We start from the raw sequence: 15,323 nt of genomic DNA on the forward strand, positions 1-15,323 counted from the left end.
ACGAATCAGCATTTAGTAGTAATCGTTTACTATATTAAGTTTACATCAGAATTACTAAAATGGCAAGTAATATAACAAGCAATATAACAAGCAATATAAAATAATAAATCCATTTGAACCGGAAGACTAATTACCTCCCATACATTCAAACGGATTTTGTATTTGTGATTCTGCAACGAACTGATTCTACAACTCACAACCAGCCGGTAAGTTCCGCAAGAAGCCGTGTATATTCAACAAAATTGGGCCATGATATATCAGGAGGGACGCCATGGTCACAACCGGGTATAAATCCTCCATCTTTTAATAGTGGAGGAACCACTCTCATAACTTCATTTACCATATCCTTTCCACCCTTTGCGATAGCTCTTTTATCAATTCCTCCTGTATAAGCCATATTCTTGCCGTAAAGCCGCCTGTATTCTACTATATCATTATAAGCTGCAACTTCTATAGGATCACACACATTTATTCCGGACTCAATCCAGATAGGTATTAATTCTCCAACATATCCGTCAGAGTCCATGTCAACTATAGGACATCCACTTGCTTTTATTTCTTTAACCCAGCGTTTATACGTCGGCATAAGGAATTCACGGGTCATGGCCGGTGAAATCATACTCTTTGCCTTATATGCCATATCTTCCGATATATGAACTTTGTCCAGTTTTACCTTATTAATAAAACGGGCCATTACCTTTGAAACAAATTCAGTCCAAAATTCAATCATTTCATGGACAAAATCAGGCTCCTCAATAAATTTGATACACAAGTTTTCAAATCCAAGCCATTCCCTCAACTGCCAGAAAGGCCCATTTACATTTATTCCTACAACGTAATCCCTGTCTTTAAGCTTTTCACAGATTTCATCAAGATTTTCAGGTAAACGTCCGGTGGTATCGGGATTATAACGTTTTTTCATTTCCTCCCAGTCTTCCCTGGTTTCTACCGGAAACTTGTGCCATTTCCTTGTGACAAAATCTTTGGCTGACCTTATATATGTATAGTCATATTTGTCGGATATTTCAGTTATCGCGCCCATCCAGTCCTGTACAATATAGTGCCCGTCTTTATGTTCTAATACCTTTTCTTCGAATTGAGGAATCATCTTAAAGTCTACATTCAAATATACCCTATCAGCTTTAGCCGGTTCAGGCAAGCCCAACATATCCATCAAAGCATCGTAGTAATTTACCCCTTCAGGCAAACCCTGATTGTGCCATGCAGCTAACGTAGATTCTCTCGGTCCCCCAGGCTGTAACGGAATTTTGTCAGGGTTGCCGAAAAGCAGTGTTTCAAGGTATCTCTCCCTCTCCGTCATTTTCTTATTAGACCACTCTCTCATCTTATTCAAACCTCCTATTAGCAAATTATTAAAAAACCTTAGATAACAGGTTATTTATGTTTCCTCTTCTCTGCTAATTAGGTTATAATATCTTAAATATAAATGTCTTAACTTATATTGTCATATTTAAAAATATTAACATTTCTTGCTGTAAGAATTTTATATAATTCAGGTAATTCTACAGGTTATTCTACATGTAGTTAAAATAGAGTTAAAAATAAAAATAAGGCAGGCATTTTTAAATGACTGCCTTAGTAAACTTGAAACTTTAAAATCACGCGTGGGCAACGTTATCCATTAACTTTCTATTTAATTACACTCCGGCTCCAATGGACCTGCCAATTCTTTCAGGAAGAACAGCTTACCGGGCAACGTAGGCATAAAGCTTGATGGAACCCAAATATCCGGGCCGTATCTTAGAGTTACCCAAAGAGAAACTCCCTGCCACATCATGCCTCTTCCCAATGTACCGTCGCAACCGCCGATAATCTTATCCGATTGCAGGAATAAGCCTGGTCCGATAGTATTTGCACGACACGGTACCAATGTTGTCCTGCTCTTGAAACTGGTTATAGCATTTTGCTCTATTGTAAGCGGATGAAGTTTTGCGGCAATCCTGTAGGTTTGTTTTTTCCATTCATCTTCACAACAAAACTCTGCTGCAAAATGAGGTTCCCAAAATGCTATATGGAATACACGACCTATTCCAAATACAGTTACAAGTTTTGCACCTTCTGCTCTTAATTTTGCAATTTTTTCGGGGTATGTAGGTAAATTGTCCTTAGTAGCAAAATTCCTTTGAGATATAGGTACAGTTAAATCCCCCAAAGGACCATACAATGCCCCTTCCATTGCATTCTGGAATGCTCCTGGATTTGTAGGCTCCAGGGTATTACCTTCCGAATCACTCCATTCGTCCATGTTAAAACCGTATACATGGGAGCAATCTATGTTCCACTCCTTCAAAAAATAAACCGTCCAGCGGTACATCCCCATAGGACCTACAGGAAGGATTAAAGCAAGTTTTCTCCCCTCTTCTTTTGCCCTCCTTATCTCCATAGCAATCTCATGTCCCATCATCATATCAAAATCATAAATGTTGTCACAGGGGATCGGTGTGAAATCCTCGTTCCAAAAAGCCTGCCTTTTTATTATTTCTTCGGGTGGGTTAGAACAACATTCATCAATTTTTTTCATATCCCACCCGGCAGGGAAAAACCCCTCCAACAGTGAACCCTTAACTGTATCCAAAAAATTCATGATACAACCTCCCTTAAACATTATTTATCTGTTTAAGTCTATTATAAGGTTAAATGGGGATTATTTCAACTTGTAAAAATATTCATTTCAAACTACAAGATATTCTTTAATGTTGTAAAACTCCAGTCCCAAGTCCTTTTTATCCCATTGATTATCGGTCCCAACAATAGCACAGTTCAAAATTTTAGCTGAAGATATTATCAAAGCATCAGGCATTTTCAATCCTGTTTTACTCCTTATATTAGCAGCTTCTATGGCTATCGATTTATCAATATCAATCAAATCCAAATTGGGAAAGGTATTCAAAAAGCTTGTTATCTTATCAATTAGTAGGTTGTTACGCAGTTTCATTGGTTTAACTAAAATCTCTGCTACTGTAACAACCGATATAGCTCCCTCTACTTCTCCTTTTTCAACAATTGAGAATACTTCTTTTGAAAGGTCGCCAAATACTTCATTCCCTTCTAAAAAATATATAACTACATTTGTGTCTATCATTATTTTTTCCCTTTTTCTTAGTTCACCAGTAAGAGATTTCAATCCCATGTTTCCCTCTCTTCCTTAACATAAGCATCGATTTCTTCAACAGTATTGCCGTAGGTCCCTTTAGCCACGCTGTAATAATGCTCAACATAGTTATCCGGCTCGGGAGTAATAATGATCTTGCCATCTTTTATCTCCATAAATAACCGGCTTCCCTTTCTTACCTTAAGCTCACGACAAATTTCTACCGGTAAAGTGACCTGGTTTTTACTAGATACCCTTACACTATGCATTTATCCTTACCTCCTCTAAATATTCCTTACATTTTTATTATAAACTTTTATTAATATTTATCAATAGTTACTTTTCTTAGTTCATACTCATCCACTCCATCCATTATGGCCGTAAAGTTGTCCTTCCAGCGGTCTTGAGGCACATCCTCGGTAATACCTATAATAAACCCATTGCCTGGGTCCGCTTGTTCAATCAATTCTATAGTTTTACGCTTAATCTCTTCAAGAGAATTCAAATGCCATGCACTTGGCCAGTTTATCCATAAGACTTTCCTACCAAATATACTGCGGGCTTCTTTGACAGGAGGACTCATACCGGGGTCATAAGCTTCAATATAATCCAGATCCGTTTTTGCAATAGCCTCCATTATTATTGTGTTGTCAGCATCAAAATGACAGCCTATAAGTTTTCCCTTTTTATGCATTATCTCAGCGGCTTCATTATAATGAGGGATATAATACTTTTCAAAGTTTTCAACTCCTATTAACTGGGGTATTACATTCCCGCCATAATTGCAAAACTCTAAGGGTCCATTTGCTACAACCGGATATATTTTTCTGGCTACTTCAACCAATGCGTTATAAAGTTCAAGTACCTCCTCTCATGATATGAGTTCTGCAATAGCTTCAACTTTTGAAAAATCGGCATTTGGAGGTACATTGTCCGACATTCCCAGGATAAAGCCTTTTCTTTATGCTGATTATAAAAAAAGTGAAGAAAATGCACCATGATTTCCTTCACTTTTGTCTAATTCTTCATTCAAACCTTTATACCCATAGCTTTATACCATCTTAATAAGGTCCTTAATACGGAACATTTTCTTTTCCTTTATACTCTTATTGGCACATATACCTATCATAATGGATTTTACACCGTCATAGGAACCTGCGCAGTGATTCAACGGATCGGGAAGGTTACCCCTAAATATCATTTCACGCAATCTCTCGTCTCCTCCGCCATGCCCTCCTGATGCTTTTGGCACATCATAGGTAACTACTTCGCCTTTTCTGTTGAATAACTGAATCTGGTAAATGGACTCACGAGCTTTATGGCCACTGTGGTATTCCGCAGCTTCCAATCTGCCATTAGTACCGTTAATACTAATCTTCCATCCTTCATAGGGACTATATGCTATTAAGGAATACGTAAGAATAGTGCCTTTATTATATTTTACAGTAACCGACATTGAGTCGTAAATATCTATTTCCTCATCAAATACACACCTGTCACGGAAATATCCGTCTTCTTTTTCAGCTTTGAAATAAAACTCCTTCATATGGGGGTCTTCATGGTATTTAACAGCAAACTCACATGTCTTTGCGTATTGGCATGTGCTGCACCTTTCTCCCCTGTTTTCCCTGGTAGGTCCATAAAACCTTAAATTCCCATTAGCATATATCTCCTCCGGTTCTTCTTCAATCCACCAATTTACCAGGTCAAAATGGTGAGTGGCTTTATGTACCAGGAGTCCTCCCGAGTTTTCCATCCGTCTGTGCCATCTTCTGAAATAGTCGGCACCATGTTTTGTATCAAGGAGATATTCGAAATCCACACTCAATATCTTTCCAACTGCACCTTCCTTTATCAACTCTTTCACTCTTGTAACATAAGGTGCAAACCTGTAATTAAATGTTACTATAACCTTTTTTCCCGTCCTCTTTTCCGCCTCAAGTATTGCATTACATTTTTCATCATCAATGGTCATTGGCTTTTCAGTTATTGCGTCACACCCATATTCCATGCTTTTTATAATATATTCATGGTGGAACCTGTCTACAGTAGTAATTATTGCAACATCAGGCTTAGCTTCTTTCATCATTTGGTCATAATCGGTATAAACAGGAATATTGGTGTCCGTATTCTTTTGAATGTATTCAGCCCTTGTCCTGTTGATATCAAATATTCCTACAATTTTAGCAACATCCTTAAAGTCATTTACAAGAGGTTTGGCAAACATACCTAAAGCTCTTCCGCTTGCGCCCACCAATACATATTTTTTCATTGTTTCAACATCTCCTTTTAATTTAGGATAGTATGTTTTATTAACCTGTTCAATGTACCTTACTATTTGTCTTTAATATCTGTTTTATTATAACATAATCTTTTTCCCTTTACTTTATAAATCTTGTTCTATATAATTAAAATAATATATCAATATTGCTTTCTATATAGGAAGTAATCCGGGGAGGGGGGAGAATTATCATGAGAGAAAATAAAATGCAGGCCATTTATTCTCCGAATATTTTCGGCAACAGTTTTTATGTAGAACATGTAAAGTCACTTTCAAAAACCAGTATGAAAATTGACCACTACCATGACTTCTATGAACTATATTTTTATCTCGGTGATGGAATGCGCTATTTTATTGGAAACAAAACATATTATGTAAAAAAATATGACCTGGTTTTAATAGACAAGTTTACTTACCACAGGACATCATACAAAGACAAAGGTACTAGAGAAAGAATGTTGGTCTACGTTACTGAGGATGTGCTTAATATTATTGATGATGAGAACATAAAACAAAAAGTGATAGATTTATTTAAGAGGAAAAAAATATCTTTTTATGATAGTTTTAAAAAGCATATTTTAAATACATTTATGAATAGAATATTACCTGAGTACCATAATAACTTGAACTCTTCCATAGGTAATCTCCAGTCTAAGCTATTGCTGGTTGACCTGTTATTGGAAATTGTTGAGCTGTCAGAAAACGGCGAGGTTTTTGAAGATAATAATATTGCAAGTCCTCACGAAAAAAGAATATCAGACATAGTGGATTACATTAACTCAAATTATAGTAATCACATTTCTTTGGATGAACTGTGTAATTTATTTTACATAAACAAGTATTACCTATGCCATATTTTTAAAGATATTACAGGAATGAGCATTATAGAGTTTATAAACAGGAAAAGATTGGCTGAAGCAAAAAAGTTGCTCAAGTATACCGACTACAGCATAACAGATATTTCCGATATGGTGGGTTTTAACAGCGTTAGTCGTTTTATAAGTCTATTCAAAAAAAAGTATGATTTAACCCCTAAAGCTTTCAGGAATAGTGGTGAATATCGTGCCAAGTAGAAACGAGAATAAGTATTTAGATATTACAAAAATTAATGATTTTACTATTAGTTACCATGATAGTAAAGTTACAAGTCCGTTATCACTAGAACATTATCATGATGGCTATGAAATTGATTTTTTTGTAAAAGCAAATATTCAAATATTTGTGAAAAATATAAAATATGAAATAAATGACGGCGATGCATTATTTATAAGTGAATATGATGTCCACCGGGTTGTATACAATCTTGGTTCCCACTATGCAAGGTATGTAATTAATTTTCAAAAGCAATTTATTCTAAATCTTTTGAAGGTTTTAAATATGGAAGAGCTGTTGAGTGAAATTGAAAAAAAACAATATAAAAAACCTGTTATGACCTTAAATCAGAAAAATGAATTGGAAGAACTGTTTAAAACATTGAACCGTCTTAATAGTAGACCAAATTCTTCACAAATGCAAGATGCAAACAACAGAGCTCTAATTAAATCATACCTGGCTATTTTACTTATCCGTTTCAATGAAATATTGAAAAGCAATAAATGGATACCGGGGCTGGAAAAGAAAGATTCCCAGGTAAGGGAAATTATTCATTTTATCGACTCAAATTTTATAGAGCAAATTACCCTGGAATTATTAGAAAAAAAGTTTTATCTAAGCAGGTATTATATAAGTCATATATTTAAAGAAATTACCGGATTTTCAGTTGTGGAGTATATTCAGTACAGGAGAATAATTGAAGCACAAAAAATGCTGAAATTCACTGACATGGAAATAATCGATATAGCCCATGATTGTGGTTTTAATAATATTCAGCATTTTTATCGTGTTTTTAAAAAGATTGCAAAAGTTACTCCCCATCTCTACAGGAAATACCGTTAAAAATAACGTTAAGAATATTGTTAAGAATATTGTTAAAAAAGCAAACTCGCTTCGGTTAAGGATAAGAGATTTAAGTGGGGGGGGGGGTTAAAATCCCCCACAGAAGCGGAAGTCTTCTTGATGCTTAGGTTATTGATGTTTAGGTTAACTTCTTGATGCTTAGGTTAAAGTTTTAATCTTCAGGTTAAAATTTTCGCTCAAGGAACCTCCGGAAATTGCCTCCAAACAGGTTCTCCACATCCCTTGTTATTTCCTTTTCTTCAATAACCCATCCCGTTGCAAGGATGTCACTGTATTTATCAAATAACACATCTGCTATTATTTTCCTTGAATGTGCCCACTTATATATTAACTGGTCCAATACTCTTGCATCGGAATGCTGGGGTATAGTTCCCGTACCAAGAAGTTCAAAACGCATTCTGGTAATCTCTTCAATAAGGCTTGGGTTGTTTAAGAACCACCAGCATCCAAATATTAGCAGATTTCTGAATTTTCTCGCAGCAACACATAATTCATGCTGATTTTCCCGGGCAAGCATGGTAACCATAAACTTGTTATGAGGGTACTTAGAGCAGAGATACTCTATTGTAGATATATCACTCTTTCCAACACTGTCCCCTCCTTCACGCAAACCAGGGTTAACAAGCTTTTTAACCCCTATCATCATAGCAAAAGGTACATTCTTCTCACGGGAAACAGGTATTATGCATTCTTCAACTATTTTTGCCCTTGGCGAATCCTCCGGCACTTTAAATTCAGGAGGTAGAGAAGCCGCCATATACACAGCACCCATTTTGTCTATCCACTCTTCAAGGAAACGCCTTATTTCTTTTAAAGTAACTTCATCTAGCTCTTGGGAAACATTATAACCCCATTCTCTCATTCTGGTACAACTATATTCCCATTTATTCAATAGGGGGTCTATCCTCAAAGCTGCCTTAAATCTTGTGTCACCTTTATAACTCTTAAGCCACACTTCCCTTTCTTTATCAACAAACGGGTCATTTGTCATAATAACTTCATTTACACCGGATATTTCGAAAACCTTACCAATATAGTCCTCAAGCCGCATATCTCTAAAATACTCCCTATAGCTTTGAAGGTCACGGCCAGCTACATCAAGCCCAAGCTTGTCCAATACAGTCAGGACACCTCTGCAGGCTTCACTATATGGCGAGTTTTTAATAAAAAGCGTATCCCATATTAAATCAGCCTGTTGGGTTTTTGACATTCTCCAGAATTCGTCGTATGAAATGTCAACCAGGCGCATTGTCTCTGCTATTAGGTAATGGTAATTAATTAGTTCATCTACACCCCAAAGAAGCAAATCCCCAAAGTCCTGTGAAAACAAATGGGTATGTACGTCAGTTACTTTGACATTGTCAACTGCTCTGTCAATAGTTTTTCTTAAGTCATATGTATTTTTTATTTTCATAGTTTTCAAACCTCCCTGTCTTTGCATTTTTTATTTTTTATTTTTTACTTTTTAACTCTTTAACTAAATAGTTGTAATTTACAGGCCAATTGGAATGATCTGACTCCAAGCCCTCCTTTCCTGAGCATCCTTGCATTCAACCCGCACAATTCGATCGGTGTCTTTTATAATATAGGTTCCCTCCGTAATTAATCCATTTTCTTGGCGGTATATCCTATCCCTGCAGTAAAAAGTATCTGTCATAAAAGCAATAAACTCGACCGGAGAAGTTTCAACGTGTATTCTATCTTTAGATACGTAAATTTGCTTTATTTCAGGCCCCTGGGAACTGTAAAAATTTCCTCTTTTTATGTTTTTAATTATGTAATTCTTTTCCAGGCTTTCACTATTCACCATTATGTAGCCACCGAATAAATCCCTGCTGTAAAAATGAGTATCATCTGCTGCAAATATGTGGGGATATATTCCCTTTGATGCACATACATCTATATAGCATGTTGAATCCCCCCTATTTGACATAAAATCGGATACTGTGTTCCATATTTCAATACCTAAACATCCGTCCAATTCCATTATGTCTTTGTACGTAAGAAGAGACCAAAAAGGATGGGCAAGAATTGCCAGGCCATTATTCCGGATAATACTATCTACAATATATTGGGGAGTTAATTCCGTACCGCCTGGTTCCAATATGCTTTCTATTGAAGTTTTATCATCTAAATCAATCCCAACAATATGCCAGGCCCTTCTTGAATCATAATCGTTTATATCAAACTCTACTCCGCTTATTAATAAAAAATCTTTTTCAGTTTTTCCTTTATACAATTTCCTATGATCGGTTATGGCCAAAAAACTGTATCCGGCATTTTTATACATTTCTATGCATTCATCGGGATCAGCCAGGCCATCTGATAACTTTGTATGTGTATGAAGGTTCCCTTTATACCATTTATTATGCGTATTGAATATTTCCACCAAGCATTTCCTCTCCTTTATCATTATTCGCTTTATTATTGATTCTTTTTATTTTTCTACAATTCATTTTTTCTACAATTTATAAACTATAATACCATATAATTATTGTTATTACAATTTATTAAATAAATCAATAAATCAACTTCAATTTGCAATATGAGAGTGCAGCAGCATGTACAAATTGAAATAAGCATAAAGAATCGAGACGTTGCTGCCGTTAAGCGAACGGTCTGCTTATGAAATTGCACATGTTGCTGCACATTACAAATCGAAGCTAAATAAAAAGAGACTACCTTTTATTTTATCCAGGATAGTCTCTTTTAATTATCGCCGTTTTTATATTAACTTCATAATTGGTGTGGTATAAAATGTTATAGCAAGCAAAGCGTCACCGTCTTACATAACAGTATTATATTTTAATACTCCCTTGAAAGGGGATTTTGCCTGTGGCACTCCTCTATTACTGCAATTTGTTGTCTTACCTCCTGAGGTGTTATTTCCAGAGGTGCTCCTTCAGTAAGTGTTTTATACAGCATATTATAGAAAGCTTTTGCCATCGTGTTAAAAAGGTCTTTCTCTTCTTCCGGTACATTCCAGCTTTCTTCGTACCATTTCAGGGTTTCTCCGCAATATGCCGGCGTACCGTCGGGTTTCTCCAGGGGTTCGGTTATCAGTTGCTGTTTTGGCGCCTCTTCCTCTTTAAAGTATTTCCAATCAATATGGGTCATGGTTCCCTTCAGTCCTCCCCGTGTACCCTGTACATTATAAGTAAAACAAGGGTACGCACAACAAGAAGATATCTCCAAATCAATTACTGGACGACCTTTACCCTTTAAAATTAGTTTTACGTAATCTTCCGCATCACCGAATGTATTACATCTGTCCATTATACAATAGACTTCAGGCATTATATCCGTACCAAACAACTGAAGTGCTTGGTCAAGGGGGTGGGGGCCGGTATTTAAAAGGTTCCCTCCATAATTTTTCTGCATGCATTGCCAGTCCCATCTCCGCGCAAAACCGTTAAATGCAATGCTTATTTGAACAATTCGTCCAAGTACCCCTGAATCTATAACTTTCCTTACCTGTCTGAAGTATGGCGCAAAGCGGGATTGCTGGTAGATGGCAAACACTTTCCCGGATTTTTCTGCCGCATCTATCAACATATCTACTTCTTCAACTTTCCTGGCAAGGGGTTTTTCACATAGTACATTAAAACCTGCATTTAATATGTCAAGAGTAATGGGAACATGAAGGTGGCTTGGTGTAGCATTAACAATCAAGTCAATGTCATCACGCTTTAATATTTCTTTATAGTCTACGTACGACTCACAGCCATATTCTTCTTCTGCCCGTTTTCTTCTCTGTTCAATAGGATCGGTAACCGCAACAATCTTATACTGTTCAGGAACCTGTTTTAAGTATGCGCCATGGATATCTCGACCGCTTCTTCCCTGCCCTAATATTGCTACTCTTATAGTTTTCATAGATACCCGCCTTTCTAATTCTAATTACAATTGTTAATAATTATAATTATTTTAGGAATAGTTTTAAGCTCTATCTTGCAACCCTTTCTTTTTATTATTGTAGTAAATGACACTAATAAATTCATTGACAAATTAATAAAATACTTGGACTTTCTTATAATCCGGATTTGGTTTCCTTATAATCCAAGTCTATCCAAATGCTTTCCAATATGTCTCTTAAGGCTGGAATAATAGTCTTCTTCATATTCATGCAGTGTGCTGTATATATCATCCTTAAAAGCAAATTTCCCGTTAGGTTTTTTTGCCTTTAGTATCAGCCCGTAAGTAATATGCATAACCTGCCTTGAATCATCCTTGTCCATGAGGTCCGGAAGCTCTTCATCTTTAAGTGTGTCAATATCAGGTATTTTTGACGGGTCACCGCTTATATGATAATATTTTTTAGCCTCACAAAGATTTTCCAGAGCAAACTTGTGCATTCTCCTGTACAGGGAGGGATTTTTTGCTGCAATCACCCTTACAGCTTCAAGCCAGTTTGTACCTGCTGTCTTCAAGTGATATTCAGCCCCGGTAGTTTTGCCGATGATTGGGAATACTGCAAATTTATCACTTCCTGAATGGACGCTTATTTTATATCCAAAAGTCTGCGCTATTTTTACATGCATAGTAAACTCTTTTTTAAATTGCTCAATGTCTCCTATGTAATCAATCCCTTTTTGAAACTCTCCGCAAAACCTTGGGGCAAGGCTTGTTATTTCCACGCCTCCGGCAATTAATTCGGAAGCGACAAAATAATGGGATTCCGGTGTAGTAGAAGTCAGGGTTTCGTCAACAGACATTTCAAAATCAATATTTCTACCGCAATTTTTTATAATCCGGTTATATATATCTATTGTATATTTTACTGCCTTTAAATATACCAATACAATTTTCTTGAAATCCTCCCGGTTAAAAGTCACTGTAGTGCCGTCCTTTAGTCTGAAAGACTTTCCCGTGTATTTTGATTCAAGCCGTTGCCTTTCCCTTTCTTCAATTTCCATATATTTATTATCAACTTCAATCGGCGAATAAGCAGCAGCTTTATTATCTATATGCTCAGAACAGTCCAGGGTTATCATTGTGAACCCGTTATCAAGGGCCATTTCAACTTCTTCAGGAGTTTTCAGGTGGTCTCCGTCTGCCCCGAAACCTGACGTATATCCCTCCTGGAAAACAGCCCAGGATGCTGCACATAACACATCCTTATATGTCCGCCCTGTTAGGTTAAGTTCACGGATGGACTGCTGGGCCAGTACAGGAAACACGGGCATATTTTTTATAAGGCGTATGTGTCCTGGGGATGCAAGGCCTAGTCTATCTCCAAGACCAATAGTAGTTTTTTTGCCTTTATGATTTGTGGGCCTGGTATATGGGAACATCCTCATAATAACATCGCAGTTCTTATTATTCATGTCACATATTTTAATAGGTTTACCATTAACTGCTGTTTCAATCCCTTCAAAGTCATCATAGAAACTGTTTTTACCATATAATATTAGTGATTTCTTAATATTGTCCCGTGCTATAAACAGCCACCCGCCGGCATAAGTATTTATTGATTCCGGGTATACTCCATACTCCTGGAATTTTTCCTCTGCTTCTTTTTTTAGTTTAGTTATTATTTCTTTATGCTTTTCTTCCGAACCTGGTTTTTCTAAATCTAAAACCTCACCATCCAAAAAATTACAAAATTTTTCCCAATTCATTTTAAATCCTCCAATTCTAATCTTGTTCTAATCTTGCCACACCTGATTTTCTCGCAGTTTCTGCAACTGCAGCTGCAACAGTTTTTCCTACCCTTGGATCAAATGGGACAGGTATAATATATTCCTCACTTAATTCTTCATCGCTTACTAGAGATGCAATAGCTTTCGCTGCGGCAATTTTCATCTCATCATTTATGTCTCTTGCCCTGACATCCAGAGCTCCCCTGAATATTCCGGGGAATGCAAGTACATTGTTAATCTGATTGGGAAAATCCGACCGGCCTGTCCCTATTACCCTAACTCCTGCTTCTTTCGCTTCTTCAGGCATTATTTCGGGCACCGGATTTGCCATAGCAAATATTATCGGGTCTTTTGCCATGCTTTTCACCATGTCTCTTGTAACTACGCCCGGAGCAGATACCCCTATAAACACATCAGCGCCTTTGATTACATCCTTCAGCATTCCCTTCTTTTTATAGGGGTTGGTTACCTTTGCCATTTCAGCCTTTTCAGAATTAAGGTTATCCCTGCCTTCATATATCGCGCCTTTTGTATCACAAAGGACAACATCCTTCAGTCCTAAGTTCATCAGAAGTTTTGTTACTGCAATACCTGCAGCACCTGAACCGTTAACAACAACAGAAATATCACTAATATCCTTGTTTACTATTTTCAGTGCATTTATCATAGCTGCAAGGGTTACTACCGCCGTACCGTGTTGGTCATCATGAAATATGGGTATATCACATTCTTTTTTAAGTTTTTTTTCAATTTCAAAGCACCTGGGAGCGGATATATCTTCCAGGTTTATTCCCCCAAAACTTCCCGATATTAATTTAACTGTATTTACAATCTCGTCTACATCCTTTGATTTTATACACAGTGGAAATGCATCAACGTTGGCGAAGGTCTTAAAAAGTACACATTTGCCTTCCATAACAGGCATTCCTGCTTCCGGCCCGATGTCTCCTAATCCCAGGACAGCAGTACCATCGGTAACAACTGCTACAAGGTTCCATCTTCTCGTATATTCATAGGACAGGTTGATGTCATTCTTTATTGCAAGGCACGGCTCCGCAACTCCCGGTGTATATGCCAGGGATAGGTCCTTTTTATTAGATACTTTAACAGTACTTATTACTTCAATTTTCCCTTTCCATTCTCCGTGCAGCCTCAATGATTCCTGTTGTATTGACATGTGTTATCTCCCTTTCCTTTGTTTATTCCTTAATATGGACAATTTCCTTGCTGTTTTTCCTACATTAATCTTATCATATATCATATTTTATAATAATTCCTCCAGTTCCTGTATTCTTTCCATACCTTCCACTATTTCTATTTCCAGATCGAAATGCCGTATTTCTCCCGGTTTAATAAATTGCAGCACTCCATCTTTCCTGGCCTTTGCCCTGCCTTCTACATGGCAGTTGCATGGCTCTATACCAAGCACATATTCACCTTCTCCCATTTGCTTCCATTGAGTCATATTATACAACTGGTTTTTATTAAACCATATTGCCACGCCAAGTTGCTGTATTGGATTAATTAACGCGGCAAAAGTCCTACCTTTTTCATCAGCCTTTAAGTCATGGTAAAAAACCTGTTCATTATACCCCGGGGTAGGCAGCTGAAACTTGTTATAGCTGTCAATACCTTTAGCCGCCTCCTCATCTCTCGGGACTACATTAATTGAAGGCGCAAGCAGATAAGATTTACTGGAAAGCAGAGGATAACCAAGGTTAAAATGGTAAATAAGCATCAAAGGTTCTTCTCTAAATCCGTAATTTTCCACGGTATCATTTACGTATATTTTATTCTCTCCATAATATGTACTTATTTCCCTATGCAGTACTATATTCTCCGCGAAAACCCTCGCTTCCCTTACTTTGCCCCCGACTTTCATTACTACAGTACCTTCAATCCATTCAGTACCTGAATATACCTCCTCTGCAGGTGTATTTGATATCCTGCCGTGCAATCCCAGCTCTTCGCCTGCATCTTTACAGGGTGCACCCGCATACCTCAAGCCGCATGTAGTTAAGAGGCCGCCAAAAAAGCTCCGTAAAAACTCAAGTTTTTCCTCATTATAGTATTGTGGAGCAACTATGCCTGTTTTAGAGATATAACTTAAATTAACCCCTTTATACGTAAGGTAGGAAATATCAAGCCCCCTGTCAGGTAATACCGTGAACTCCAGGCCTGTGCCGTTTTTAACATCAACAGCTGTCACCCCGTCGGCTTTACCGCCAGTAAAACGGTAGTTCTTCACTCCAAACAGTTGCGAAGTATCTCCTATGTATTTTAAAATCTCCCTTCGGTCTAAATTATTTTTATACAATAAAACCACCTCCTA

14 protein-coding genes are annotated in these 15,323 nt (G+C 37.1%); 2 read left to right on the forward strand and 12 right to left on the reverse strand.

The window, feature by feature from the left end:
• Positions 1 to 193: 193 nt before the first annotated feature.
• From HPY74_00390 to HPY74_00415, 6 genes are all read right to left on the reverse strand, one after another.
• Positions 194 to 1,345 carry a hypothetical protein gene (locus HPY74_00390; protein NSW89136.1) on the reverse strand — a complete coding sequence of 384 codons (1,152 nt, stop codon included), beginning with the start codon at positions 1,343 to 1,345 and terminating at the stop codon, positions 194 to 196.
• Positions 1,346 to 1,654: 309 nt separating this feature from the next.
• The gene (locus tag HPY74_00395) at positions 1,655 to 2,605 is read right to left on the reverse strand and encodes a glucosamine-6-phosphate isomerase (protein ID NSW89137.1); all 951 of its coding nucleotides are present in this window, start codon (positions 2,603 to 2,605) and stop codon (positions 1,655 to 1,657) included.
• An 87-nt stretch (positions 2,606 to 2,692) separates the two neighbouring features.
• Complete coding sequence (locus HPY74_00400; protein ID NSW89138.1) at positions 2,693 to 3,151, reverse strand: PIN domain-containing protein; 459 nt, start codon at positions 3,149 to 3,151, stop codon at positions 2,693 to 2,695.
• On the reverse strand, positions 3,142 to 3,381 hold the full coding sequence (locus HPY74_00405) for an AbrB/MazE/SpoVT family DNA-binding domain-containing protein (GenBank protein ID NSW89139.1): 240 nt from the start codon (positions 3,379 to 3,381) through the stop codon (positions 3,142 to 3,144). The genes HPY74_00400 and HPY74_00405 overlap by 10 nt, the downstream gene beginning before the upstream one ends.
• 50 nt (positions 3,382 to 3,431) lie before the next feature.
• Positions 3,432 to 3,956 carry a hypothetical protein gene (locus HPY74_00410; protein ID NSW89140.1) on the reverse strand — a complete coding sequence of 175 codons (525 nt, stop codon included), beginning with the start codon at positions 3,954 to 3,956 and terminating at the stop codon, positions 3,432 to 3,434.
• 207 nt (positions 3,957 to 4,163) lie between these two features.
• Positions 4,164 to 5,384: a Gfo/Idh/MocA family oxidoreductase gene (locus tag HPY74_00415; protein NSW89141.1), complete on the reverse strand. Its 1,221-nt coding sequence runs from the start codon at positions 5,382 to 5,384 to the stop codon at positions 4,164 to 4,166.
• 200 nt (positions 5,385 to 5,584) lie between these two features.
• Here HPY74_00415 and HPY74_00420 point away from each other — a divergent pair, with 200 nt between their 5' ends.
• Together HPY74_00420 and HPY74_00425 are read left to right on the forward strand one after the other, a co-directional pair.
• Positions 5,585 to 6,466: a helix-turn-helix transcriptional regulator gene (locus HPY74_00420; GenBank protein ID NSW89142.1), complete on the forward strand. Its 882-nt coding sequence runs from the start codon at positions 5,585 to 5,587 to the stop codon at positions 6,464 to 6,466.
• Positions 6,456 to 7,328, forward strand: coding sequence for a helix-turn-helix transcriptional regulator (locus tag HPY74_00425; GenBank protein ID NSW89143.1), 873 nt, complete (start codon positions 6,456 to 6,458; stop codon positions 7,326 to 7,328). The genes HPY74_00420 and HPY74_00425 overlap by 11 nt, the downstream gene beginning before the upstream one ends.
• Positions 7,329 to 7,512: 184 nt before the next feature.
• Here the strand turns inward: HPY74_00425 and HPY74_00430 are convergent, their stop codons facing one another.
• The 6 genes from HPY74_00430 to HPY74_00455 form a co-directional block, all read right to left on the reverse strand.
• Positions 7,513 to 8,763, reverse strand: a complete 1,251-nt coding sequence (locus HPY74_00430; GenBank protein ID NSW89144.1) for a glucuronate isomerase — start codon at positions 8,761 to 8,763, stop codon at positions 7,513 to 7,515.
• A gap of 78 nt (positions 8,764 to 8,841) precedes the next feature.
• Positions 8,842 to 9,741, reverse strand: coding sequence for a hypothetical protein (locus HPY74_00435; protein NSW89145.1), 900 nt, complete (start codon positions 9,739 to 9,741; stop codon positions 8,842 to 8,844).
• A 413-nt stretch (positions 9,742 to 10,154) separates the two neighbouring features.
• Positions 10,155 to 11,225, reverse strand: coding sequence for a Gfo/Idh/MocA family oxidoreductase (locus HPY74_00440; protein NSW89146.1), 1,071 nt, complete (start codon positions 11,223 to 11,225; stop codon positions 10,155 to 10,157).
• A gap of 176 nt (positions 11,226 to 11,401) precedes the next feature.
• Positions 11,402 to 12,970, reverse strand: a complete 1,569-nt coding sequence (locus HPY74_00445) for a hypothetical protein (GenBank protein ID NSW89147.1) — start codon at positions 12,968 to 12,970, stop codon at positions 11,402 to 11,404.
• A 16-nt stretch (positions 12,971 to 12,986) separates the two neighbouring features.
• Positions 12,987 to 14,168 (reverse strand): NAD-dependent malic enzyme, encoded by a 1,182-nt coding sequence (locus HPY74_00450; protein ID NSW89148.1) that lies wholly within the window; start codon positions 14,166 to 14,168, stop codon positions 12,987 to 12,989.
• An 87-nt stretch (positions 14,169 to 14,255) separates the two neighbouring features.
• Positions 14,256 to 15,308 (reverse strand): aldose 1-epimerase family protein, encoded by a 1,053-nt coding sequence (locus tag HPY74_00455; protein NSW89149.1) that lies wholly within the window; start codon positions 15,306 to 15,308, stop codon positions 14,256 to 14,258.
• Between the last annotated feature and the right edge of the window lie 15 nt (positions 15,309 to 15,323).

Source organism: Bacillota bacterium (assembly GCA_013314855.1).
Classification (GTDB): Bacteria; Bacillota; Clostridia; order Acetivibrionales; family DUMC01; genus Ch48.